This window comes from Micromonospora arida (assembly GCF_042873195.1).
Taxonomy (GTDB): domain Bacteria; phylum Actinomycetota; class Actinomycetes; order Mycobacteriales; family Micromonosporaceae; genus Micromonospora; species Micromonospora arida.
Genome location: NZ_JBIALC010000002.1, coordinates 670,863 through 693,745 on the forward strand (window position 1 = coordinate 670,863; position 22,883 = coordinate 693,745).

The following is a 22,883-nucleotide window of genomic DNA, read 5'->3' on the forward strand; positions in this document are numbered from 1 at the left end:
GTGACCGTCCGGGGTATGGGGTGCCGGCCCTCCGGGGTGTGGAAGGCCGATCAATCAGCCTACCCGCCCAGCTCACCGCCCACCCGGTTCGGGACGTGAACGCCCGACCACCGTCTCTCCCGCCCGGCGCACGCCTCCCCCAGGGTCGAGCACGATTTCCGCCCGGCGGGGCGCGGGCGGGTCGGGGAGGCGTCAGCGGGGGGTTGCCCGGGTAAAGCACCTACGGGTCCACGGGTTGCCGCTCCTCCTCGGGACCGAGGGCGAGGTGGCCATCCTTTTCTACCGTGGATTGCAGACGCGGCGCACCGCCGCAGAGTGGGAGTACGACGATGAGTCGCAAACTGGTCCGGCCCCGCGAGGGGCGCATGATCGCCGGCGTCTGTGCCGGCCTCGGACGGCGGTTCGGCATGTCGGCCGGAATGGTCCGGCTGCTGTTCCTGCTGTCGCTGCTGCTGCCCGGCACGCAGGTGATCGTCTACCTGATCCTGTGGGTGCTGATGCCGAACGAGGACCGCTACCTGGCCTCCACCGGCCACTGATCGCGCCCCGCGCACCCCACGTAGTCAGAGATCTTGGACAGTTTCCGTCAGCACCTGACGGAAACTGTCCAAGATTGCTCGGATACCAGCCCGCGGGCATCACAGATCCGGCACATCGGGTGATCGACTCCGGCCAGGGCGGCAGCTTGGGGGCCACCGGGGTCGCCCGGGGACGCCCTGGGGCGCAAATTCCGGGCGGCGGCCCGCCCCGTGAGGGACCAAACGGGAGCGCCCGCTCCGACGGAAAGTCGGGGCGGGCGCTTCGACGTACGGGAGCAGGTCAGGGGGCTATGTAGGTGACCGTGACCTGCTGGTAGCCGAGGGAGCGGAGCAGCCCCTCCAGCATCTTGCGGGTGTTCTCCTCGGCTCGGGCCGAGAGCCCGCTGTCCCTGGCGGCGGCGGTGATCCGGTCCTCGGCGAGCTGGTAGACCTGCTGCTGCCGGTTGGGGTCGTTGCCGACCAGGTCACCGAGTCGGTTGAGCAGACCGCGCTGCTCGGCGAAGACGTAGCTCTTCTCCATGTCGAGGTTGGTCTCACCGAACTGCGGCGCGGGCAGCTTGATCTCGACGGACTTGCCGTCGGCGGATTGGACGACGGCACCCTCAGCGATCTTGGTGAAGTCGACGTACGCCTCGACGCTGCCGGCCCCGACGAACAGGGTGCGCTCGTTGAGCAGGAAGTCTGGAACGTTGCGCCGGTCGTTCTGCGTGTCGACCACGACCTGGAAGTTGCCTTCCGCGGCCACGTAGCGGCTGAGGTCCTGGATCGACTTCAGCAGCGGTGGCTGACTGCGGTCGGTCTGCTCCTTGGCGAACGGGTTGCGGAACTCCGGCAGGATGCCGGTCGCCTGAATGCCGAGCAGCACGACCACGGCCAGCGCGGCGGCGCCGAGCAGCAGGAGCAGGCCTCGGGCCGCCCCACCGCCACCGCCACCACCGGGGCCGTCGCCACCGCTCGTCGGGCCACCGGGACCACCGGGGCCTCCAGGCCCGCCCGGGCCCGCAGGCCCACCGGGACCGGCCGGCTCGCCGGGGTCACCCGGCGTATCCGTGGTCCAGTCGGGTGTCGCGGTCGACCGCGCCTTGAGATCGTCACCGGTCGGGTAACCGGGGAACTCTCTCGTGGGCTCGTTGCTGCCAGCGTCGCGGGCCATCACGCTCACCGTCCTCGTCAGACACGTCGTCTGTCAATGACGGTACGGCCCCGATACGACAGGCGCGCGGCGAGCGCCAGGAAGCGACAAACGGGCAGGTCAGGCGAACGCGGAGAGCCCGGTGAGCCGCTGCCCGATGACCAGTTGGTGGATCTCGGAGGTGCCCTCGTAGGTCAGCACGCTCTCCAGGTTGTTGGCGTGCCGCATCACCGGGTACTCACCGGACACGCCGTTGGCGCCGAGGATGGTGCGGCACTGCCGGGCGATGGCCAGGGCCTCCCGCACGTTGTTCAGCTTGCCCACGCTGACCTGCTCGGGCCGCAGCCGCCGGGCGTCGGCGAGCCGACCCAGGTGCAGCGCGAGCAGTTGTCCCTTCACCAACTCGACGGCCATGTCGGCGAGCTTCGCCTGAGTGAGCTGAAAGCCGGCCAGTGGGCGACCGAACTGGGTGCGGCTGGTCGCGTACGCCACTGTGGTTTCCAGGCAGTCGCGGGCCGCGCCTACCGCGCCCCAGACGATGCCGTAGCGGGCCTCGGTGAGGCAGCTCAGCGGCGCCTTCAGCCCGACCGCCTCGGGCAGCTGGGCGTCGGCCGGGAGCCGGACGTCGTCGAGCACGATCTCGCCGGTCACCGACGCGCGCAGCGACATCTTGCGGCGGATCTCCCGGGCCGTGACGCCGGGCGTGTCCATGGGTACGGCGAAACCTCGCACTCCCTCGTCGGTGCGAGCCCAGATCACCGCGACGTCCGCGATCGGGGCGTTGGTGATCCACATCTTCCCGCCGGTGAGCACCCAGTCGTCGCCGTCGCGGCGGGCCCGGGTGGCCATCGAGGCGGGGTCGGAGCCGTGATCCGGCTCGGTCAGGCCGAAGCAGCCGATCGCCTCACCGGTGGCCATCGACGGCAGCCACCGTTGCTTCTGCTCCTCGCTGCCGTAACGCCAGATGGCGTACATGGCGAGCGATCCCTGCACGGAGACCAGGGATCGGAGGCCGGAGTCGCCGGCTTCCAGCTCCTGGCAGGCCAGCCCGTAGGCGACCGCGGAGGCGCCGGCGCAGCCGTAGCCCGTCAGGTGCATGCCGAGCAGGCCGAGCTTGCCGAACTCGCGGGCCAACTCCCGGGCGGGCACCTTGCCGTCCTCGTACCAGTCGGCGACGTGGGGTCGCACCCGGTCGTCGACGAGCTGGCGGACGACGTCACGGATCTGTCGCTCCTCCTCGCTGAGCGACGGGTCCAGGTCGAGCAGGTCCAGCGCAGCGGTCATGGACGCCACCCTAACGAAGGTTCAGCGCGGGAAAGAAGGCTCGTCACTCGATGGGTTCGGAGAGCACCAGCACCCGCGCGTGGATCTGGTTGCGCTGCTGGAGGGCGGCGCGCAGCGCCCGGTGCAGCCCGTCCTCCAGGTAGAGCCCGCCGTTCCACTGCACGACGTGCGGAAAGAGGTCACCGTAGAAGGTGGAATCCTCGGCGAGGAGCTTGTCCAGCGCCAACTCGCGCTTGGTGGTGATCATCTGATCCAGGCGCAGTGGCCTCGGCGGGATCTCCGCCCACTGCTTGAGCGTCAGATTGTGCTCCGGATAGGGACGCCCGTCCCGGACCGCTCTGAAGATCACGACGGCACGCTCCCCTCCCCGTGGCCGGGCCGACCGACGGCGCCGAGCCGGGCCGCGGCGGGCACCGCGCGGCGCGGCACCGATGACCGTGCCAGCCTAGCCGCCCAGCGCACGCTACGTTCTGCTCCATGATGTCAGTTTCGCTACCGCTCGTCCGATCCTCAACCGGACGAACGGGACGTCGGCGTCAGTTCCACCGGCCGCGCCGCACTACCTCGTCCATCGGACGACGTCCCCGGCGCAACGATGGTGACCGATGGTCGGCCGCACGGTAACCGATTGTGACGGCGCCGATGGGTTGATACTCCGCCGGCACGCCGAACGCGTCCCGGTAGGCGGCGAGCCGCTGTGGCGGAATGCCGAAGAAGCACGCCCCCAGCCCCTCGTCCACCGCGGTGAGCAGCATCAGCAACACCGCGAACCCGGCGTCCACGTGCCAGTACGGCACCGGCCAGCGGTCCGTGGACTGATCCGTCCAGCCCTTGTCCGGCTCGGCGTACCGCCGCAGGTAGGCCGACTCGTTGGCGTGCGGCACCACGATCAGGGGTGCCCGGCGCATGCCCGCGAGCCAGCGCTCCCGCCCACCGCCGTCGGGGGTGGTGGCGGCCCAGAACCGGTCCCGATCGGCCAACTCCTCCAACACCAGGAAACCCCAGCCCTGGGCGAAGCCGGCCGACGGCGCGCGGACCGCGTGGTCGAGCAACCGGTCCACCACGTCGGGCGGGACCGGGCGGTCCGGGTCGTAGTTGCGCACCATCCGCCGTCGGCGGACGACCTCAGCGAACTCCATCAGGCGCCGGGGCGGATGCCCCAGGCACCTCGCCAGGTCGTGCCGGGCTTGAGGGTGAGCAGGTCCTTGCCGGACCGGAACGCGTCCGGTGGGCAGGTCATCGGCTCGATCGCCACCGAGCGGCGGTGCCGCTCGCCGGTGAGCGCGTCCCCGGTGAACACCTGCCACCAGCCGAACTCGGCGTCCGCCCAGATGCTCACCCCGGCCGAACCGTCCGGAGCGGCGAGGCTCACCGACGAACCGCCGTCCGCGTCCCGGACCACGTCGCCGAAGCAGGAGTCCAGCACGGCCGCGCCGATCCGGCGAGGGCTGGTCCAGTCGTACTCGGTGCCGGCCACCGGGGTCACCCCCACCGGCAGCAGCCGACCGTCCGCCAGCACCCGGCTCCGGGTGGGCAGCCGGAGCACCAGGTCGTCCACCGCGACGCCCGGCAGTTGCAGGTACGGGTGCACGGAGAAGCCGAACGGGGCCAACTCCCCGCCGATGTTGATCACCTCGTGCTCGGCGCGCAGCCCGTCCGCGTCGACGCTCCACCTGCTGCGCAGCCGCAGCGGCCACGGGTAGCCGGGTTGCGGCGGCAGGTCGTAGCCGACCGTCACGGCGTCCGCCGACTGCTCCAGCAACTGCCACGGCACCCAGTTGACCAGCCCGTGGATGGCCACGCGCCGCTCCGGCTCGGTCAGTGCGAGCTGGTGAGTCCGCCCGTCGAACGAGTAGCGACCATCGCGGATCCGGTTCGGCCAGGGTGCCAGCACCTGCCCGGTGCAACCGGGGCAGACCTCGTCGGTCTGGTACCCGTCGAGCAGGTCGACACCGTCGTGCCGGTACGTCCGGAGCCCACCGCCGACCTCCACGATGACGGCCTCGTGGCCGGCGGCGGAGATGGTCCACTGGGCGCCGGAGAACGGGCGCGGATCGGGGCTTTCCATGCCGGCGACCCTAACCGGTCAGGCCCGGTTGTCGCTCGACGCCGTCGCCGCCCGGTAGCGCAGCAGCGCCGGGAACGCGACCGCGAGCACCACCACGAGCACCGCGGAGGCGAGCCCACCGGCCACCCAGGCCACCCCGCCACCGAACCCGGCGGCCATGGTGCCGGCGCGCAGGTCACCCAGGCGTGGGCCACCTGCCACCACTACCGTGTTCACGCCCTGGAGTCGGCCGCGCATCCGGTCCGGTGCGTAGACCAGCAGCATCGACTGACGCAGCACCGCGCTGATCAGGTCGGCGGCGCCGGCCACGGCGAGCAGCACGACCATCAGCCAGAGCTGGTGGGCCAACCCGGCCGCGGCGATCGCCAGGCCCCAGCCGACCACCGCGAGCACCAGGCCGAGCCCCTGCCTGCGGAGCCGGCCGATCCAGCCGGAGGTCAACCCACCGATCATCGAACCGATCGCGATGGCGCTGTAGAGCAGACCGACCGAGCCACCGCCGCCGAAGCGTTCGTGCGCGATCTCCGGAAAGAGGGCCCGTGGCATGGCGAGGATCATCGCGATCAGGTCCACCCCGAAGGACAGCAGCAGGACCGGGGTGGTGGCCAGGTAGCGGAACCCGTCGACGACGCTGGCCAGACCGGCACGCCGGGCCTGGCCGTCGTCGGTGGGCTCGGGCGGGAGCGAGGGCAGCCGCAGCGCCGCCCAGAGCATCGCGGTGAACAGCACCGCGTCCAGCCCGTAGGCGATCGGCAGGACCACCGTGGTGTCCGGCGATGCGGAGAGGATCAGACCGGCGGCGAGCGGGCCGGCGACCGAGGCGGCGGTGAAGGTCGTGTAGTTCAGCGTGGTGGCGGACGCCACCAGGTCTTCCGGCACCAGCCGGGGCAGCATGGCGCTGCGGGCCGGCGAGCTGATCGCGAACGCCACCGACTGCAACGCCATCAACGCCAGCAGCAGCACCGGGCTGCCCACGTCCAGCACCGCCTGGAGCAGCAGCCCGAGAGTGGATGCCCAGAGCAACAATGAGCCGCCGAGCAGCACCGCACGCCGGTCGCGGGCGTCGGCGACCGCGCCGCCCCAGAGCCCGAAGATCAGCAACGGTACGAAGGCGGCCACGCCCAGCAGGCCCACCCAGAACGAGTCCCGGGTCAGGGCGTACATCTCCACCGGCACCGCGACGGCGGTGAACTGGAAGCCGAACATCGCCACGGTGTTGCCGAGCCAGAGCCTGCGGTACGCCGGAACCCGCAGCGGACGTACGTCGATCGCCCAACGGCGCGCTGCGCGCGGCCGGGTCTCCCGCACACCCGTCACGGCGCCAACCGCTCGACGATCCAGCCACCCTCGTCGAGGCGACGGAAGCGGAGCCGGTCGTGCAACCGGCCGGCCCGGCCCTGCCAGAACTCCACCGACTCGGGTTGGACCCGCAGCCCACCCCAGTGCGACGGGGTCGGGATCTCGGCCTGGTCGGCGAACCGCTCGGCCGCCTCCTGGTACCGCTGCTCCAGCGCCGCCCGACCGGAAACCACCTGGGACTGGGGGCTGGCCCAGGCACCCAGTTGGGAGCCGCGCGGCCGGCTGGCGAAGTACGCCTCGCTCGTGGCGCGGTCGACGTGCGCGACCCGCCCGGCGACCACCACCTGACGCTGCATGGGAAACCACGGAAAGACCAGGCTGGCGTACGGGTTGGTGCTCGCCTCGACGCCCTTGCGCGACAGGTGGTTGGTGAAGAAGACGAAGCCCTGCGGGTCGTACCCCTTCAGCAGCACAGTCCGCCCGCTCGGCCGGCCGGCCGAGTCGGCGGTGCCCACCACCATGGCGTTCGGTTCGGACAGCCCGAAGGCCACCGCGTCGGCGAACCAGCGGTCGAACTGGGTGTGCCAGTCGACGGCCAGGTCAGCCTCGGTCAGGCCCAGGTCCGCGGCGTACTCGTTACGCATCGCGGCCGGGGCGGGTGTGTCACCCGTCACGTCCACTCCTTCTCGGGGGCCCCGCCAGCACCCTCCCGCGCTGACCAGCCCAACCCGCCCAGTCTCACTGAGCCGGACGGAGAATGCGCGTCCGGGGATGTCGCGTGCAGCACAGTCGCAGCGGGTCGCGTATCCCTTACTCAGCAGGCAGTATGTTGCGAACACATCCCTGAGGGTCGCCTAAGGCGCTCGGCCGATCGGGCCGGATGAGCGATCGGGCGCACCGACCAGATCCAGGAGAGCGACATGGCCGATTTCAAACCCGGGCTGGAGGGCGTCGTCGCCTTCGAGACCGAGATCGCCGAACCTGACCGTGAGGGCGGTGCGCTGCGCTATCGCGGAGTCGACATCGAGGATCTGATCGGCCAGGTGTCGTTCGGCAACGTGTGGGCACTGCTGGTCGACGGCCGGTTCGGGCCGGGCCTGCCGCCGGCGGAGCCGTTCCCGGTGCCGGTGCACTCCGGTGACATCCGCGTCGACGTGCAGTCCGCGGTCGCCATGCTGGCCCCGTACTGGGGTCTCAACCAACTGCTGGACATCTCCGACGAGCAGGCCCGTGAGGATCTCGCCCGGGTCTCGGTGACCGCGCTCTCCTTCGTCGCCCAGTCCGCCCGCGGCCTCGGCCTGCCGGCGGTGCCGCAGAAGGAGATCGACAAGGCGCAGACCATCGTCGAGCGGTTCATGAAGCGCTGGCGCGGCGAGCCCGACCCGCGGCACGTCAAGGCCGTCGACGCGTACTTCATCTCGGCCGCCGAGCACGGCCTGAACGCGTCCACCTTCACCGCTCGCATCGTCGCCTCCACCGGGGCGGACGCGGCTGCCTGCATCTCGTCGGGCATCGGCGCCCTCTCCGGCCCGCTGCACGGCGGCGCCCCGTCCCGGGTGCTCAGCATGCTGGAGGCGGTGGAGCGCAGCGGCGACGCCGAGGGCTACGTCAAGGGCGTCCTCGACCGCGGCGAGCGGTTGATGGGCTTCGGTCACCGCGTCTACCGTGCCGAGGACCCGCGCGCCCGAGTGCTCCGGCGTACGGCCAAGGAGCTGGGCGCGCCGCGCTTCGAGATCGCCGAGGCGCTGGAGAAGGCCGCCCTCGCCGAGCTTCAGGCCCGTCGCCCGGACCGGGTGCTGGCCACCAACGTCGAGTTCTGGTCGGCAGTGGTGCTGGACTTCGCCGAGGTGCCGGCGCACATGTTCACCTCGATGTTCACCTGCGCGCGGATGGGCGGCTGGAGCGCGCACATCCTGGAGCAGAAGCGCCTGCAGCGGCTGGTCCGCCCGTCCGCCCGCTACATGGGCCCGGAGACCCGCAAGCCGTCCGACGTCGAGGGCTGGGCGGCCATCCCGCACGGCGTCTGAGCTGGTAGACAAGGGCCCCTCCCCGACGTCGGACGTCGAGGAGGGGCCCTTGTCGTCGCCACGCGTCGAAGAGTGGTCGTTGTCGTCGGCCACGGGAGCCGACTGTGGCGAAGGACTCAGACCGATCGCCGGGACCCCGGCCATCGCCGTCCGGCCCGGGTGCGAGGATGGGGGCCGGCAGTGTCGCCGGGCCCACCCTCGCCCTTGCGGAAGGATCTTCAAGACCGTGGCTGACGCACCGATCATCCGGATTCCCGATGAGATCAAGCCCGCCGACGGACGCTTCGGCTGCGGCCCGTCCAAGGTCCGCCCGGCAGCGGTGTCCGCTCTCGCCGAGGTCGCGACCACCTATCTCGGCACCTCGCACCGGCAGAAGACGGTCCGTGACCAGGTGGCCCGGCTGCGCTCCGGCATCGCCGAGTTCTTCTCGCTGCCCGAGGGCTACGAGGTGGTGATCGGCAACGGTGGCACCACCGCGTTCTGGGAGGTCGCCACCTTCGGCCTGATTCGCGACCGGGCCCAGTTCGCCAGCTTCGGCGAGTTCGGCGCCAAGTTCGCCAAGTCGGTCAAGGACGCCCCGTTCCTCGGTGAGCCGACCGTCCGCAAGGCCGACGCGGGTACCGCCCCGGCCCTGGTCGCCGAGTCCGGCGTGGACGCGTACGCGACGCCGCAGAACGAGACCTCGACCGGTGTGGCCGTCCCGATCAGCCGGATGGCCGGTGCCGACGAGGGCGCGCTGCTGCTGGTCGACGCGACCTCCGGCGCGGGTGGCCTGGAGGTCAACGTCGGCGAGACCGACGTCTACTACTTCGCCCCGCAGAAGTGCTTCGGCTCCGACGGCGGTCTCTGGCTGGCTCTGATGTCCCCGGCCGCACTGGACCGGGCCGCCGAGATCAAGGCGTCCGGGCGCTACATCCCCGCCTTCCTCGACCTGGTCACCGCGATCGACAACTCGCGGCTGGAGCAGACCTACAACACCCCGGCGCTGGCCACCATCTTCCTGGCCGCCGAACAGACCGACTGGATGAACGCGCAGGGCGGTCTGTCCTGGGCGGCGAAGCGCACCGCCGAGAGCGCCGCCACGGTCTACGGCTGGGCCGAGCGGTCCAGCGTTGCCACCCCGTTCGTCACCGACCCGGCGCTGCGCTCCAACGTGGTCGCCACCATCGACTTCGCCGACGGGGTGGACGCCACGGCGATCGCCAAGGCGCTGCGCGCCAACGGCATCGTGGACACCGAGCCCTACCGCAAGCTCGGTCGCAACCAGTTGCGGGTGGCGCTGTTCCCGGCCGTCGAGCCGGCCGATGTCGAGGCGCTGACCGCGTCCATCGACTACGTGGTCGAGCGACTCTGACGTTCGTCACGGTCGGTGTCCGTTGGGGCCTCCACGGACACCGACCGTGATCATCGCCGCAGCTCAGTCACGACATGCGGGGTGTCGCTTCCCCCACCCCGAGACAGATGCGCGTACGGTGGTCCGAGACGCCTGGGTGGCCGACTCGTGGTGTGCGGCCAGCGAAGCGGGACGGAGGCAACGTTATGCGCCCAGTACGCTTCGTCGCCCTCTCCGAGGACGGCCAGGCGCTGGTGCTCGCCGACGAGGTTGGGCGCCTCCTCGCCCTGCCGATCGACGAACGCATCGCCGGTGTGATGCACCCCGAACCGGGTGCCCCGCCGCTCGCGGTGGCACCGAGCACCGTCGACCCGATTCCCTCACTGTCCCCCCGGGACATCCAGGCCCGCATCCGCTCCGGTGAGTCCGCGGAGGACGTCGCCCGGATCGCCGGGGTGCCGGTCGACCGGGTGCTGCGCTATGCCGGCCCGGTGTTGCAGGAGCGGGCGATGCTCGCCCAGCACGCCCGCCGCACCCGGCTCAAGGGCGCGGAGAAGCCCACCCCGCTCGCCGAGGTGGTCAACGGTCGGCTGAGCCAGCACGGCATCGACACCGAGAAGATCTCCTGGGACGCGTACCGGCGCGACGACGGCACCTGGCGGATCATCGCCACCTGGCCGTCGGGTAAGGCCACCGCGCAGGCCATCTGGGACATGGACAAGGCCCGGCAGGTGGTTACGCCGCACGACGACATGGCGCAGTACCTGTGCGCCGAGCGGCCCACGCCGATCCTCGGCCAGGAGCCGGCGCCGGAGCGCGGAGGGCACGCCCTGCCGGGTCCGTCGCGCGGTGAGCCGAGTCGTGGGGGGCACGGTTTGCCGGCGGCGGCCGAGCACCCGCGCCCTGGCCGCGATCCGATCCGGGCCGGCCGTGACGCGCTGCTCGCCTCCCTGGACCGCCCGCTCGGCGGTTCGTCGGGTCGCGGGCTGGAGCCGCGTACCCCGGCTGCTCTTGCCGGGTCGGACGCGCCCCGGCAGCGACCGGTCGGTGGGGGTGCCGCCGCGCTGCTCGGCGGTGGCCAGGGCTCGGCCTTCGACGACGATTCGGACGCGCCCAAGGAGGTGCCGGCCGTGCCGTCGCTGGCGGTGCTGCGGCCCCGCCGGACGGGCGCCGCGGCGGCCGCCGGCGGCGAGTCCACCGACGCCAACGGCAAGCCGCGCAAGCGGCTGCCGAGCTGGGACGACGTGCTCTTCGGCAGCGGCCCGGCCGCCCGCGAATCTTCCTGACGCTTCGCGTTGACGGGTGACAGTTCGTCACCCGTCAGCGCGAGCGTCCGGACCTCACCGAATGTCTCCGACACCTTCGCGATGAGGGGTGGCGACCCCGCGCACGGCCTCGGCGACGGCGCGGAAGTCCTTCTTGAGGATCGCACCGTGGTTACTGGCGACCTTTGCCCCGATGGTGATGTGCGGGTTGCGGACGGTCACCGCGTCGAGGCTGGTGCGGATCTGCTCCTGTTCGTCCCCGCGACTGCCGAGGGACGTTCCCGAGGCGACCACGTACCGCACCGGGACGCTGATGGCGTCCAGCACCGGGCCCAGTTCACGCTCGCGGGAGAGTTCGCCGAGTTCGATGTTGCTGTCCGCCATCTGGTCGGCGTTCATCCGCGGGGTCAGGCCGGTCGGGCGCAGCAGCGGCATGAACAGGTTCATCCGTCGGAACATCTTGCGGATCCGCTGCGCCATGGCCTCGTCGAGCCAGTCGTGTGGGAAGGCGCCGTCGACCAGGACCGCGCCCAGGGCCCGCTCCGGGTTCCGGTTGGCCCAGTGCGCCCCGACCACCGCCCCGTAGGACCAGCCCACCAGCACCGCCCGGGCCACCCCCCGGGCGGCAAGAACGGCGTCGACGTCGCGGACGGCCGCCTCGAACGAGTAGTCGGCTGAGCGCTTCGACTTCCTGCCGCGGGCCCGCTCGTCGTAGGTGATGTGCCGGAATTCGGTGCCCAACTCGGCGATGACCCGCCGCCAGTAGCCCTGGGTGGCGAACTGGCCGTTGAGGTAGACCACTGGGATGCCGGGGCCGCCGGTGTCGGTGACGGCCAGGGCCGTGTCGTCGACCGGCACCATGCCGGTCCACGCCGAACTGGTCGAGGACATGTTGTTGTTCGTCATCGCGATCCGTCCTTTTCAGAGGCTGCGGGCGTTGATGTCGCCCTGCAGGGTGCTGGCGTGGATGTCGAGCTCGACGGTGCCGTCGTTCTTGAGGGCGTTGCTGACGCGGCCGTGGCCGGTGCCGGCGTCCAGGGCGGCCGAGACGCCGGCTGCCGCCGCGACCGAGATGTCGCCGGACTGGGTACGGAGGACGACCCGGCCGCGCATGGCCTCGGCGACCCTGATGTCGCCCCGCGCGGTGCTGATCTCGGCGGGGCCGTTGAGCCGGCCGATCTCGACGTCGCCGTCGATCGCGGTGAGGCGGACACTCGCTGCCTCGTCAATCTTGATCTGCCGGTACGCCCCGTCGAAGGCGACGTCGCCGAGGCGGCCGACGCCCCGAAGTTCGGCGCTGGCGGCCCTGGCCTCGACGTGGGAGCCTGCGGGCACCCGGACGGTGATCTCCAGAGAGCCGGAGGGGCCGAAGAGCTTGTTGATGGGACGTGCGGTCGTGATGCGCAGGACGCCGTCGGCGTAGGCAACGGTGGTCTGCTCGGCGGCCCTCGTGTCGCCCTTCTTGGCGGGGTCGGCCGGGAGGACCTCGACGGTGGTGGCGGCGCGGTCCGCGGCGATGAGCTGGATGCGTCCGGCGGGGATGTCCAGGACGGCGGAGACGGGGGCGGGTGTGTCGAACGTCTGCATCGTGCTCTCCCAGGTTGGCGCTTGTTTCTGATGTGGGAAACGCTACGTTGCTTTCCAGTTTTTGCAACAACCTTGTTGCAGCCCAATGATGTTTTAGCTGCTCAGATCAGTGAATTTGTTGCAACCGCCTTGAATCTAATGCAACGCAATCCCTCTCGCCGTTGCATTGACATGCGGGTTAACGCTATGGTGGCGGAAGTCGAGGGCGCCGCCCTACGGGGACCACGAGGGAGATCGCGATGCCGGGAGGCAGGCTCACCCAGCAGGAACGCCAACAGATCGCGCTGGGGCTGGCCGACAGCCTCCCCTACGCCGAGATCGCCCGACGCCTCGACCGTCCCACCTCGACGGTCACCCGCGAGGTGATGCGCAACGGCGGCCCCACCGGCTACCGCGCCGATCTGGCCCATCACGCGACCGAGCGCCGCGCCCACCGGCGCAGGCCCGCCCCTTCCCGTGGCGCCGAGGCGGCCCCGCGACAGGACGGACGCGACGCCCAGGCCGTGGCCGACTACGAGGAGGCGTTCACCACCGTCCTCATGGCCTCCGGTCTGAACAAGATGGGGGCCCGAGTGTTGACCAACCTGTTCCTCACCGACTCGGGCAGCCTCACCGCGTCTGAGCTCGCCCGGCGCCTCCAGGTCAGCCCGGCGTCGATCTCCAAGGCGATCACCTTCCTGGAGAGCCAGAGCCTCGTCCGCCGCGAACGCGACGAACGCCGCCGCGACCGCTACGTCGTCGACGACGACCTCTTCTACCAGGCGACGATCGCCAGCGCCCGGGCCAACGACCATCTCGTCGCGACCGCACGCCAGGGTGTCGCTCTCCTCGGCGCGCACACCCCCGCCGCCGCCCGACTGGAGAACATCGCCCGCTTCCTCGATTTCATCAGCGAGAGCATCACCCGCGCCGCCGAACAGGCCCGCGAGATTCTCCGCAACGCACCGTCCACAGCGACCAGCCACGTGCCGCCGGGTCACAGCGACCAGGCGGCGATCCGCTCGTAGCGCGGTCGGTCGCCGCCGAGGTGGCTGCGCACCAGCAGCAGCTCCGACGCCGGCCACGATGGCCCTTCGTACCCGTCCAGGCTGGCCCGGTCGGCCTCGACGTCGGCCGGGTCCATCCGGTCACCGGGCCGGGCGACGGTCAGGTGCGGCCGAAACGGCTTCTCGTCGCACGGCAGCCGGCCGTGGCGCAGCCGGGACCGAATCAGCCCGGCCAGCACGTGCAACGCCTCGATCTCCCCGCGCAGGTCCACCCACAGCACTGTGGATCGCCCCCGGCCGAACCGGCCACCGCCGCCGAGACTCAACCGGGGTACGGCGTCCCGGCCGTCCCGGAACCGCTCGGCAGCCAAGCCGAGCGCACTCTCCACCTCGACCAGCCGGTCAGACTCGACGGCGCCGAGGAACGCCAGGGTGAGGTGCAGGTCGGCCGGGTCGGCGAGCCGGACGTTGACGCCGGCGGTGGCCGCCGCCGCGACGCGCAGACGGGCGACCTGTACGCCAAGGTGATTGACAGCCTGGACGGACGGGCGGACCGCGACGAAGAGTCGCACAGCGTGCGGCCCCTCAGCGGTGCCGCTGCCAGAGCCCGGCCCGGGCCGCCGGAAGGGCCAGCCCGGCGGCGTGCAGCACGCCCTCCACCCGGACTCGCTCGATCTCCTGATCGACGCCCTCCAGCTCGGCGAGGTGTTCGGCGATGCCGAGGGCGCGACAGGCGAGACGAAGCCGGTCGTCGTACGCCTGGAGAAGCGCGCTGTGCCAGACCATGGATCGACCGCCGCCGCCGATCCGCTGACCGCCGAGGCGGCGCAGGTCGGCGGCGAGCTGCTCCAGCGGCCGGCGGTCGACGCGGTCGAACTCGCTGAGGTCGATGTCCCGGGTCAGCGCGTCGGCCTCGATGGCGCGGTCGAGACGGGCGATCGTGCGCTTCTCCCGTCGGCGGTCACGCCGCTCGGACCAGCCGCAGACGACCCGATCGACGATCTCGTCGTAGCAGAAGATCAGGGCGAATGCCGCCGGCAGCGTGGCCACGGCGAGGAACGCCAGGGCCAGCATCAGCGCGCGTCCGACTCCCACGTATCGACGCTAAGCCCCACCGTGCCACCCTGCCACCGGTTTCGCCGCATCCGCGGGATCCGCGCAACCGGACGCGGCCGGCGCCGGTGGTAAACCTCAGCAGTCGGTGGAGGTGACGTAGAAACGGGGCATCGGCAGCACCCGGAATCGCAGCCGGGCACCGGAGTGGCGGAGCTGCCAGGTGAGGGCGATCACCGCGGCGGCCAGTGAGATGAGCCCGCCCATCCAGATGCTGGCACCGGCACCGTAGTGCTCGGCTACCCAGCCGATCAGCGGCGCGCCGACCGGGTTGGTGCCCAAAAACACCAGCACCCACAGGGCCATCACCCGTCCCCGGAACGCCGCGTCGACGCCCATCTGGATCCGCTGGTTGGCGGCCTGAGCGAAGAAGACCATGCAGAAGCCGGTCGGCACCAGCAGCGCCACGACCAGCCAGTACGCCGTGGAGAGGCCGACCAGGGTGCCGAAGCTGGCGCAGGCGATCGCCGCGCCGAGCACCAGCCACACCGACGGGCGGCTACGCCGACCGGTGCCACTGAGCGCGCCGCCGAGCGCGCCGACGGCCAGCGCCGTGCTGAACAGGCCGAAGGAGGCGGCGCCGGTGTGGAAGACCGTCTTCGCCAACGCGGCCAGGGTGAGCTGGAAGTTGAACAGCGACATGCCGATCACCGACATGATCGCCATCGGCAGCAGCAGGTCGGGGCGGCGCCACACGTACCGCAGCCCGTCGACGACCTTTGCGGACGCCCGCTCGTCACGGGGCAGCAGGGCGTCGCGGTGCAACTCGGTCGTACGCATCCGGACCACGTTGACCAGGGGCGCGACCGAGCTGAGGGCGGTGAAGAGGAAGACCGGGCCCACGTCGAACGCGGCGATGGCCAGGCCGGCGACGGCCGGGCCGACGATCCGGGCGGAGTTGAACACGGCGGCGTTGAGCGACAGCGCGTTGGGCAGCAGCGGCGTGCCGACCAGTTCGGAGACGAACGCCTGCCGGACCGGGGTCTCCACCGCGTTGGCCGTGCCGAGCAGCGCGGCGAAGGCGAAGACATGCCAGAGCTGCACCAGGTCGGTGAGGACCAGCACCGCCATGCCGAGCGCCAGCAGGCTCCAGAAGGCGTTGGCGGCGAAGAGCAGCACCCGCTTGTCGTACCGGTCGGCGAGCCGGCCGGAGAGCAGGGTGAGCAGGAGCACCGGGGTGAACTGGCAGGCGGTGACCACGCCGAGCGCGGTCGCCGAGTTGTTGGAGAGCTCGAGGACGAGCCAGTCCTGGGCGATGAACATCATCCAGACGCCGATCAACTTGATCAGCTGCCCGGATGCGAAGAGGCGGTAGTTGCGGACCTGTAGGGACTGGAACATCGTGCTCAGCTTCGCCTGCACTCTTGGTGCGCCTCCTCCGGACGTACGCGTCATCGACACGTGACGGCACGGACCCGGTGGCGCGGGTACGGCTCAGGCGCGAGCGAGCTGCTGAAGAATCTCGGCGGCCCTCTGCAGGGTCTCGCGTTCGTCCTCGTCGAGTGCGGCCAGCCGGTGGGCCAACCACTCGTCGCGGGCCCGCTCGAACTGGTCGAGCACGGCCTGCCCTCCTTCGGTCGCCGCGAGGATGACCTGCCGCCCGTCGGTCGGATGGGGTGTCCGCCGCACGAGGCCGCGGTCTTCCAACTTCCCAACGATCTTGGTCATCGTCGGCGGCTGCACCCGCTCCACATCGGCCAGCTCACGGGGTGTCATCGCGCCCGCCAGCCGCAGGCTGGTGAGCGCGGAGACCTGGGTGACCGTGAGGTCGCCGACCGGTCGGGCCTGTCGGACCCGTCGGTTGAGTCGGGTGATCGCATCACGCAGCTGGGGAGCCAGCTGCGCCGGTGGCACGCGTTCCGCCGTCACCGTCCGCTCCGTCACAGTAGTTAGCTTAACTAATGAGCCTGGCTAACGACATCCGTTATGACCAGGCTCACGAGGGGATTCAGATGGTACGGGCGGGGAATCCTGATCGACTCCCCGCCCGAACGTGCCTCAGAGCACCAGGGACTCGATCGGCCCACGCAGGAAGTACAGCACGAACAGCACCGCTACCCCGTACAGCAACGGGTGGATCTCCCGGGCCTTGCCCCGTGCCAGCTTGACCACCACGAAGGTGATCAGACCAGCGCCGATCCCGTTGGAGATCGAGTAGGTGAACGGCATCAGCACGATGGTGAGGAACGCCGGAATGGCGATCTCGTAGTCGGACCAGTCGATCGTCCGCACCGCGGTCATCATCAGGAACCCGACCACCACCAGGGCCGTCGACGCCGCCTCGAACGGCACGATCAGAACCAGCGGCGCCAGGAACATCGCGAGCAGGAAGAGCGCGCCGGTGACCAGGTTGGCCACGCCGGTCCGGGCACCCTCCGCGACACCGGCGGCGCTCTCGATGTACGACGTGTTGCTGGAGGTGCTGGCCGCACCGCCGGCCGCCGCCGCGATCGAGTCGACCAGCAGGATCTCCTTGGCCTTCGGCGGCGTGCCCTGCTCGTCGAGCAGGCCACCCTCCTGGCCGACCGCGACCATCGTGCCCATGGTGTCGAAGAAGTCCGTGATCAAGAGCGTGAAGATGAACATCAGCACGACCAGCCAACCGGCCCGGCCCCACGAGTCCAGCACGTTGAACTTGCCGAGCAGCGACAGGTCCGGCAGGTCGACCACCGTCTTCGGCAGCTCCGGCACGTTCAGCGACCAGCCCTTCGGGTTGGGCTGACCATTGACGAACGACGGGCCGATGTTGCCGATCGCCTCCACGATCACCGCAAGCACCGTCGAGGCGAGGATGCCGATCAGGATCGCGCCCTTCACCCGACGGACCACCAGCACCAGCGTGATCAGCAGGCCCACCACGAAGACCAGCATCGGCCAGCTCACCAGCTTGCCGCCGATGCCCAGGCCGACCGGAACGGTGGTGTTGGCATCATCCGGGATGCGCCGGACGAAGCCGGCGTCCACCAGGCCGATGATGGTCAGGAACAGACCGATGCCGACGCCGATCGCGCTCTTCATCTGGGTCGGCACCGAGCGGAACACAGCGGTCCGCAGGCCGGTCAGCACCAGCACCGCGATGATCACACCCTCGATCACCACCAGGCCCATCGCGTCGGCCCAGGTCATCTCGGGGGCGATCTCGTACGCCACCAGGGCGTTGACACCCAGGCCGGCGGCGAGCGCCAGCGGGAATCGGCCGACCACACCCATCAGGATGGTCATCAGGCCGGCGACCAGCGCGGTCGCCGCAGCCAGGGCGGGAATCGGGAGGCTCTTGCCGTCACCGTCGACGGCGCCGCCCAGGATCAGCGGGTTGAGCACCACGATGTACGCCATCGTGAAGAAGGTCGCCAGGCCTCCGCGTACCTCACGGCTCAACGTCGAGCCACGGGCGGAGATCTCGAAGAAACGGTCGAAACCGTTACGCGGATGAGCGGGGTTGGGAGGTGTGCCGTTCTCGGGCGGCGCTACGGCCATCAGGTCCTCGCAGGTGATCTTCCAGTTGTCGCGCGCATCGTCCCAGATCGTCGGTGGGCAGGGGAAGTAGATCCCGTACGCTTGCCGAATGCCGAACGAGCAGCCACCGCGGCCCGCACCACTGGATCCGCCGATGGTGCCGTTCGCCCTCGCCGGGTTGATCGCCTGGGCGGTGGCAGGGCTGGTCCTGCTGATCTTCTTCCGGGGCTGGCTGACCGACCACGGTCACCAGAACTGGCTCTGGACCTGCCTCGCCGGTTTCCTGTGGGGTTTCCCGGGCCTCGCCGTGATGATGCGGCACGACGCCAACAGACGCCGCCGCCGCGCGAGGTGAGCTGGTCGCGCCGCAGCACTCCGGCGCGGACGATCAGGAGTGCCCGTACGGCTCCGCCGGCTCAGCGGCCTCCACCGAGCCCGGAGCCCGGCTGACCGACATGGCCTCCACCGCGCTGTCGTCGTACACCGTGGGCAGCTCGTCGACCGCGGTCTCGGCCGCCTCGATCAACGTCTCGGAGTGCGCGCCGCACCCGTGATCGGCGCTCACCACCCGGCCGTCGTCCGGGGCGTAGAAGTTGCCGCACGCCCCGAAGGCCTGCCGCATCGCACCGGCCAGCGGCAGATAGAAGCCGCAGGTGCCGCAGCGGGCGGCGGACGGTGCGGCGGTCGAGATGGCCGCGGCGGGGCCGTGGTCACCTTCGTACCAGCGCTGCGCCGTGTCGATGCGGCCCTCCCGGGAGAGCACGCGGGCGCGCCCGAGGCCCAGCTCCCACGCCGTCTCCTCGACCGCCGGATCGTCGGAGAGCAGGTAACCGGGAACCAGTCGATCGTCGTCGGGCGAGGTCGGGAGCAGGTCACCCGGACCCAGGTCGCCCGGCTTGAGCCGCTCCTGCCAGGGCAGCCAACCGGGCGCGAGCAGCGCGTCCGGGCCGGGCAGCAACACCGTCTCGCAGATGGTCACCGTCTTGCTGCGCGGCACCCGGGTGACGGTGACCGCCCACCGCCAGCCGTTGTAGCCGGCGAGGCGACATTCGAAGTAGTGGGTGACCAGCCGATCACCCTCGGCCACGACCTGCAGGTGGTCGCCGACGTCGTCGGCGTCCACCTCGGTGATGCCGGCGCGGGCCACCTCGACGGCGGCGGCGCAGACCTGGTCGAGACGGGCGGCACGGGTGGAGACGGGCCTGGTCACCCGACCATTGTTCCCCATGCGCCTCGCAGGGGTGACAGGGACTCCCGGGGAACCTTTCCCAGCGGTGGTGCGGCGTACCCGGATCAGATGGGCGAGGATGGAGCACATGCCGTCGTACTCCCGCTCCGGGCGTTCCGTCCTCGGGCGGACCGTCGGCACCGGCATTCGCGCAGTCCGTCTGCTGTTGCGCGGTTCGGTGGGCAGCGGTCGCTGGGTGACCCGCCGGGCCGGGCGGGCCCGGGCCCGGGGTGCCGGCGGCGAGGTCGGCATGGTTCGCCTGTTCGACCTGCACGCGCTCTCCTGTGCCGGCGACACCCTGATCGCCATCGGTCTGGCCGGCACGATCTTCTTCAACGTGCCGCTCGGCGAGGCCCGTAGCAAGGTCGCGCTCTATCTGCTGGTGACCATGGTGCCGTTCGCGATGCTCGCCCCGGTGGTGGGCCCGTTGCTGGATCACTTCCGGCACGGCCGGCGGTACGCCCTGGCCGCGACGATGCTCGGCCGCGCCTTCCTGGCCTGGTTGATCTCCGACTACATCCACGGGTTCGGGCTCTATCCGGCCGCGTTCGGGGTGCTCGCGCTCTCCCGGGCGTACGGCGTGGCCCGCTCCGCGGCGGTGCCCCGGTTGCTGCCGGAAGGGCTCGGCCTGTCCCAGGTGGGTGCCCGGGCCAGCGTCTACGGCACGGTCGCGGGTGCGCTGGTGGCGCCGATCGGGTTGGCCGCGTTCTGGTTCGGGCCGCAGTGGCCGCTGAGGGTCGCGTCGTTGATCTTCCTGGTCGGCATGGTGATCTCGTTGCGGCTGCCGCCGAAGGCCGACTCGGAGCCACCGGAGCGCGTCCCTCGGCCACTTCGCGCGCTGGGCCGCCGCCGTGGCGACCGACCGCTGGGCCGGGGCCGACCGTCCGGCCGGTTGGTGATCGCCACCCTGATCGGCGCGGCGACGCTACGCGCGCTCTACGGCTTCCTGCTGCTCTTCCTCGCCTTCGCGATCAAGAAGGGCGACCTGACCACAGTGGTGTTCGGCCGGGATCTGGGCGCCGAGTGGGCGTTGGGCGTGGTCGGCGGCGCGCTCGCGGTCGGCACCTTCCTGGCCACCGCCATCGGCACCCGACTGCGTATCCACCGGCCGACCGCCATCCAGTCCAGCAGCATGATCATCGTGGCCGGGGTGGCGGTGCTCGCCGTCATCCAGTTCTCGCTGCTGATGGTCGCCCTGCTCTGCCTGGTCGCCGCGCTGGCCAGCGGGGTAGCGAAGCTGGCGGTGGACGCCTCGATCCAGGAGCGCATCCCGGAACGGTTGCGGGCCAGCTCCTTCGCCCACTCCGAGACGGTGCTGATGCTCGCCTTCGTCGCCGGCGGCGGCCTCGGGCTGGTGCCGTTCGATGGTCGGATGGGCATCGCCGTGGCCGCAGGGGTCGGCGTACTGGCCGCGATCCGGGGTGTGCTGGCCGCCGCCCGGCTGCGCGGCGAGAAGCTGGCCGGCCGACCGCTCGGTGACGACGAGCTGACCGAGGACGAGCCGGCGGACGAGCACGGGGACCCCACACCAACCTCACCGGCGCCGGCCCAGACCAGCTCACCGCAGTACGACGACCCGAGCCCCGCCCCGCCGGGCTACCACATCTACCGCCCGTCGTCGGCCGTTGGCGGCCCGGGTGGCGGGGCCGACGACGAAACCCGCCGCGAGTCCCCCGGCTCACTCTCGTGACCGGTCTGCTGGTGGTGACTGCGGTTCCTGCCGAGGCGGACGCGGTCCGCGCCGGGCTGACCGACCCCACCGTGACCGTCACCCCGATCGGTGTGGGTCCGGCCGTCGCCGGTGCCGCCACCGCCCGGCTGCTGGCGCTGGCCGAGGCCGCCGGCCGCCCGTACCGTGCGGTCGTCAGCGCCGGCGTGGCCGGCGGCTTCACCGGGCGGGCCGAGGTCGGCGACACGGTACTCGGCACCGCCAGCATCGCCGCCGACCTGGGCGCGGAGTCGCCTGACGGCTTCATCCCGGTCGACGAGCTGGGCATGCCGCCCGCGCTGCTCGGCGCGGGCAGCAGGGTGCCGGCGGACCTGGGTCTGCTCGCGGCACTGCGAGCCGCCCTCCCGACGGCCACGGCCGGCCCGGTGCTCACGGTCAGCACCGTCACAGGCACCACGGCCAGCACCGACGAGCTGCGCCGGAGGCATCCGGAAGCGGTTGCCGAAGCCATGGAGGGGTACGGCGTGGCGGTCGCCGCGGCGCAGGCCGGGGTGCCCTTCGCCGAACTGCGCACCATCTCCAACCCGATCGGCCCCCGCGACCGGGACGCCTGGCGGCTGCGCGAAGCCCTGGCCGCGCTGACCGCAGCAGCCCCGGCGCTGCGCTGACCCGGCATCGCGCTGACCCGGCGCTGCGCTGACCCTGACGACGTTCAGGAGAAGTAGCGTTTGGCCGGGTGGCCCAGGCGCAGAGCGGCTGGGCGGCGTCCCTCGATCTCGAAGCCGCACGCCAGCAGCAGGTCGGTGCCGGATCCCTCGGCGATAGCGACCGCGTCGTCGATACCCGCCTCGCGCATCGCAGTCAACAGCGCGGTGACCAACCGACGCCCGAGCCCCAACCGCCGGTACCGGGCGTCGACAAGCACGCCGTCGAGCACCATCTCCCGCTCCGGCATGTTCGGATGCCACTCCCCGAACTCCAGGAACGGGCTCCGCTCATGGGCCCGCAGCTCACCGACCAGCGTGCCGTCGGGAAGCTCGGCGACGTATCGCCAGCAGGTGGCCGGCAGGTCGCTACTGATCACCCGACGCACCTGCGCAGTCCGCCGGACCTCGGCGGCCCACCGCCGGTTGTCGCGATAGCGCCGGTTCAGCTCGTACGCGGCCGGTGGCAGCGGGAGCGGATACCGCTCGGGCGGCAACCGGTACCACTCCGCCCACCAGGCACCGGGCCAGTCCCGAGGTTCGTGGACCGGCCAGACGTCCAGGTGAGCCGGGTATCGGCGGCCCGCCTCGTCCCGCATGTCGTCGTGCGGAACCGGCGTGGGTTCGGTGAGGCCGGAGATGGTTGGTGGGACGCCAACGGCCAACGTCCCACCCGCCGCCTGGACGAGGCGTTCCACTGTCCGGAATCGGGGATCAAGCGCCCGCCCCGACTCGATCCGGGCAAGCGTCGGCTGTGGCACCCCGGATTTCTCGGCCAACTGCCGCTGACTCAGATCGGCCCGCCGACGCAGCGCACGGAGCGCCTGCCCGAGATCGGCTCCGCCGGCTTCGTCGGTGTGGTCACTCGCCTCGGTCACAGGCCGATGTTCCCGGCTGGTCAGCGAGCTATCAACACCCTGCGCCGAGCTGTGGATAACACTGTGGACAACCCCGCCGACCGGTGGATGACCTAACTCCCGCGACCCCCTTTGGAGCTGACTCGTTTGCGGCATCACCACCCTCTCGGGGCCCCCGGGCAAGATCCCCCTGCCCCGGGGCCTGGGCCTGGGCCTGGGCCTGGGCCGGGGCCTGGGCCGGGGCCGGGGCCGGGGCCGGGGCCGGGGCCGGGGCCGGGGCCGGGGCCGGGGCCGGGGCCGGGGCCGGGGCCGGGGCCGGGGCCGGGGCCGGGGCCG

Annotated in this window: 24 protein-coding genes; 8 read left to right on the forward strand and 16 right to left on the reverse strand. The window is 71.3% G+C overall.

Annotated features, from left to right (window positions below; all coding sequences use genetic code 11):
* Positions 1-329: 329 nt before the first annotated feature.
* On the forward strand, positions 330-539 hold the full coding sequence (locus tag ACFYP0_RS09770; RefSeq protein ID WP_030486383.1) for a PspC domain-containing protein: 210 nt from the start codon (positions 330-332) through the stop codon (positions 537-539).
* A 280-nt stretch (positions 540-819) separates the two neighbouring features.
* Here ACFYP0_RS09770 and ACFYP0_RS09775 read toward each other — a convergent pair whose 3' ends face one another.
* From ACFYP0_RS09775 to pdxH, 7 genes are all read right to left on the reverse strand, one after another.
* Positions 820-1,692, reverse strand: a complete 873-nt coding sequence (locus ACFYP0_RS09775) for a DUF4230 domain-containing protein (RefSeq protein WP_355493682.1) — start codon at positions 1,690-1,692, stop codon at positions 820-822.
* A gap of 99 nt (positions 1,693-1,791) precedes the next feature.
* Positions 1,792-2,955, reverse strand: a complete 1,164-nt coding sequence (locus tag ACFYP0_RS09780; RefSeq protein ID WP_124859127.1) for an acyl-CoA dehydrogenase family protein — start codon at positions 2,953-2,955, stop codon at positions 1,792-1,794.
* Between the two features lie 43 nt (positions 2,956-2,998).
* Positions 2,999-3,304 (reverse strand): type II toxin-antitoxin system VapB family antitoxin, encoded by a 306-nt coding sequence (locus tag ACFYP0_RS09785; protein WP_030329612.1) that lies wholly within the window; start codon positions 3,302-3,304, stop codon positions 2,999-3,001.
* 187 nt (positions 3,305-3,491) lie between these two features.
* A complete protein-coding gene (locus tag ACFYP0_RS09790; RefSeq protein WP_355493681.1) occupies positions 3,492-4,094 on the reverse strand; it encodes a nitroreductase family protein in 603 nt (200 codons plus the stop codon).
* Positions 4,094-5,023: an aldose 1-epimerase family protein gene (locus ACFYP0_RS09795; RefSeq protein WP_355493680.1), complete on the reverse strand. Its 930-nt coding sequence runs from the start codon at positions 5,021-5,023 to the stop codon at positions 4,094-4,096. Before ACFYP0_RS09795 ends, ACFYP0_RS09790 begins: the two co-directional genes overlap by 1 nt.
* 18 nt (positions 5,024-5,041) lie before the next feature.
* On the reverse strand, positions 5,042-6,340 hold the full coding sequence (locus tag ACFYP0_RS09800) for an MFS transporter (RefSeq protein WP_355493679.1): 1,299 nt from the start codon (positions 6,338-6,340) through the stop codon (positions 5,042-5,044).
* Positions 6,337-7,002 (reverse strand): pyridoxamine 5'-phosphate oxidase, encoded by a 666-nt coding sequence (pdxH, locus tag ACFYP0_RS09805; protein WP_355493678.1) that lies wholly within the window; start codon positions 7,000-7,002, stop codon positions 6,337-6,339. Before pdxH ends, ACFYP0_RS09800 begins: the two co-directional genes overlap by 4 nt.
* A gap of 240 nt (positions 7,003-7,242) precedes the next feature.
* On the opposite strand from pdxH, the gene ACFYP0_RS09810 reads away from it, so the two are divergent.
* The 3 genes from ACFYP0_RS09810 (at position 7,243) to sepH (ending at position 10,968) form a co-directional block, all read left to right on the forward strand.
* On the forward strand, positions 7,243-8,349 hold the full coding sequence (locus tag ACFYP0_RS09810; protein ID WP_091395245.1) for a citrate synthase 2: 1,107 nt from the start codon (positions 7,243-7,245) through the stop codon (positions 8,347-8,349).
* Between the two features lie 226 nt (positions 8,350-8,575).
* On the forward strand, positions 8,576-9,703 hold the full coding sequence (gene serC / locus ACFYP0_RS09815; protein ID WP_355493677.1) for a phosphoserine transaminase: 1,128 nt from the start codon (positions 8,576-8,578) through the stop codon (positions 9,701-9,703).
* Between the two features lie 185 nt (positions 9,704-9,888).
* Positions 9,889-10,968 carry a septation protein SepH gene (gene sepH, locus ACFYP0_RS09820; protein ID WP_124859117.1) on the forward strand — a complete coding sequence of 360 codons (1,080 nt, stop codon included), beginning with the start codon at positions 9,889-9,891 and terminating at the stop codon, positions 10,966-10,968.
* 54 nt (positions 10,969-11,022) lie between these two features.
* On the opposite strand, the gene ACFYP0_RS09825 is transcribed toward sepH, so the two are convergent.
* Positions 11,023-11,853: an alpha/beta fold hydrolase gene (locus ACFYP0_RS09825; RefSeq protein WP_355493676.1), complete on the reverse strand. Its 831-nt coding sequence runs from the start codon at positions 11,851-11,853 to the stop codon at positions 11,023-11,025.
* A gap of 15 nt (positions 11,854-11,868) precedes the next feature.
* A complete protein-coding gene (locus ACFYP0_RS09830) occupies positions 11,869-12,534 on the reverse strand; it encodes a DUF4097 family beta strand repeat-containing protein (RefSeq protein WP_355493675.1) in 666 nt (221 codons plus the stop codon).
* Between the two features lie 239 nt (positions 12,535-12,773).
* On the opposite strand from ACFYP0_RS09830, the gene ACFYP0_RS09835 reads away from it, so the two are divergent.
* Positions 12,774-13,541, forward strand: coding sequence for a GbsR/MarR family transcriptional regulator (locus ACFYP0_RS09835; protein ID WP_355493674.1), 768 nt, complete (start codon positions 12,774-12,776; stop codon positions 13,539-13,541).
* Here the strand turns inward: ACFYP0_RS09835 and thpR are convergent.
* The 5 genes from thpR to ACFYP0_RS09860 form a co-directional block, all read right to left on the reverse strand.
* Positions 13,511-14,092 (reverse strand): RNA 2',3'-cyclic phosphodiesterase, encoded by a 582-nt coding sequence (thpR, locus tag ACFYP0_RS09840; RefSeq protein ID WP_355493673.1) that lies wholly within the window; start codon positions 14,090-14,092, stop codon positions 13,511-13,513. The genes ACFYP0_RS09835 and thpR overlap by 31 nt on opposite strands.
* 13 nt (positions 14,093-14,105) lie before the next feature.
* The gene (locus ACFYP0_RS09845; RefSeq protein WP_124859107.1) at positions 14,106-14,615 is read right to left on the reverse strand and encodes a hypothetical protein; all 510 of its coding nucleotides are present in this window, start codon (positions 14,613-14,615) and stop codon (positions 14,106-14,108) included.
* 96 nt (positions 14,616-14,711) lie between these two features.
* Positions 14,712-15,995 (reverse strand): MFS transporter, encoded by a 1,284-nt coding sequence (locus tag ACFYP0_RS09850; RefSeq protein WP_124859105.1) that lies wholly within the window; start codon positions 15,993-15,995, stop codon positions 14,712-14,714.
* A 72-nt stretch (positions 15,996-16,067) separates the two neighbouring features.
* Entirely contained in the window at positions 16,068-16,517 is a 450-nt protein-coding gene (locus ACFYP0_RS09855) for a MarR family winged helix-turn-helix transcriptional regulator (protein ID WP_030486369.1), read from the reverse strand.
* A 114-nt stretch (positions 16,518-16,631) separates the two neighbouring features.
* Entirely contained in the window at positions 16,632-18,110 is a 1,479-nt protein-coding gene (locus ACFYP0_RS09860; RefSeq protein ID WP_124859103.1) for an NCS2 family permease, read from the reverse strand.
* 88 nt (positions 18,111-18,198) lie between these two features.
* Here ACFYP0_RS09860 and ACFYP0_RS09865 point away from each other — a divergent pair, with 88 nt between their 5' ends.
* Positions 18,199-18,444: a DUF2530 domain-containing protein gene (locus ACFYP0_RS09865; protein WP_091395273.1), complete on the forward strand. Its 246-nt coding sequence runs from the start codon at positions 18,199-18,201 to the stop codon at positions 18,442-18,444.
* A 33-nt stretch (positions 18,445-18,477) separates the two neighbouring features.
* On the opposite strand, the gene ACFYP0_RS09870 is transcribed toward ACFYP0_RS09865, so the two are convergent.
* Positions 18,478-19,317: a DUF3027 domain-containing protein gene (locus ACFYP0_RS09870; protein ID WP_355493671.1), complete on the reverse strand. Its 840-nt coding sequence runs from the start codon at positions 19,315-19,317 to the stop codon at positions 18,478-18,480.
* A gap of 88 nt (positions 19,318-19,405) precedes the next feature.
* Here ACFYP0_RS09870 and ACFYP0_RS09875 point away from each other — a divergent pair, with 88 nt between their 5' ends.
* The gene (locus ACFYP0_RS09875) at positions 19,406-21,007 is read left to right on the forward strand and encodes an MFS transporter (protein ID WP_356979999.1); all 1,602 of its coding nucleotides are present in this window, start codon (positions 19,406-19,408) and stop codon (positions 21,005-21,007) included.
* Positions 21,004-21,654, forward strand: coding sequence for a futalosine hydrolase (locus ACFYP0_RS09880; protein WP_355493669.1), 651 nt, complete (start codon positions 21,004-21,006; stop codon positions 21,652-21,654). The genes ACFYP0_RS09875 and ACFYP0_RS09880 overlap by 4 nt, the downstream gene beginning before the upstream one ends.
* Before the next feature lie 44 nt (positions 21,655-21,698).
* Here the strand turns inward: ACFYP0_RS09880 and ACFYP0_RS09885 are convergent, their stop codons facing one another.
* The gene (locus ACFYP0_RS09885) at positions 21,699-22,568 is read right to left on the reverse strand and encodes a helix-turn-helix domain-containing protein (protein ID WP_355493668.1); all 870 of its coding nucleotides are present in this window, start codon (positions 22,566-22,568) and stop codon (positions 21,699-21,701) included.
* Positions 22,569-22,883: the final 315 nt, after the last annotated feature.

Excerpts from the sequence above, each read along its gene's own strand:
- ACFYP0_RS09795 (WP_355493680.1), bottom strand. The coding sequence starts at position 5,023 with ATGGAAAGCCCCGATCCGCGCCCGTTCTCCGGCGCCCAGTGGACCATC.
- ACFYP0_RS09810 (WP_091395245.1), top strand. The coding sequence starts at position 7,243 with ATGGCCGATTTCAAACCCGGGCTGGAGGGCGTCGTCGCCTTCGAGACC.
- ACFYP0_RS09830 (WP_355493675.1), bottom strand. The coding sequence starts at position 12,534 with ATGCAGACGTTCGACACACCCGCCCCCGTCTCCGCCGTCCTGGACATC.
- sepH (WP_124859117.1), top strand. The coding sequence starts at position 9,889 with ATGCGCCCAGTACGCTTCGTCGCCCTCTCCGAGGACGGCCAGGCGCTG.
- ACFYP0_RS09860 (WP_124859103.1), bottom strand. The coding sequence starts at position 18,110 with ATGGCCGTAGCGCCGCCCGAGAACGGCACACCTCCCAACCCCGCTCAT.
- ACFYP0_RS09790 (WP_355493681.1), bottom strand. The coding sequence starts at position 4,094 with ATGGAGTTCGCTGAGGTCGTCCGCCGACGGCGGATGGTGCGCAACTAC.
- ACFYP0_RS09875 (WP_356979999.1), top strand. The coding sequence starts at position 19,406 with ATGCCGTCGTACTCCCGCTCCGGGCGTTCCGTCCTCGGGCGGACCGTC.
- ACFYP0_RS09865 (WP_091395273.1), top strand. The coding sequence starts at position 18,199 with ATGCCGAACGAGCAGCCACCGCGGCCCGCACCACTGGATCCGCCGATG.
- ACFYP0_RS09770 (WP_030486383.1), top strand. The coding sequence starts at position 330 with ATGAGTCGCAAACTGGTCCGGCCCCGCGAGGGGCGCATGATCGCCGGC.
- ACFYP0_RS09780 (WP_124859127.1), bottom strand. The coding sequence starts at position 2,955 with ATGACCGCTGCGCTGGACCTGCTCGACCTGGACCCGTCGCTCAGCGAG.
- ACFYP0_RS09825 (WP_355493676.1), bottom strand. The coding sequence starts at position 11,853 with ATGACGAACAACAACATGTCCTCGACCAGTTCGGCGTGGACCGGCATG.
- ACFYP0_RS09835 (WP_355493674.1), top strand. The coding sequence starts at position 12,774 with ATGCCGGGAGGCAGGCTCACCCAGCAGGAACGCCAACAGATCGCGCTG.
- ACFYP0_RS09870 (WP_355493671.1), bottom strand. The coding sequence starts at position 19,317 with ATGGGGAACAATGGTCGGGTGACCAGGCCCGTCTCCACCCGTGCCGCC.
- ACFYP0_RS09775 (WP_355493682.1), bottom strand. The coding sequence starts at position 1,692 with ATGGCCCGCGACGCTGGCAGCAACGAGCCCACGAGAGAGTTCCCCGGT.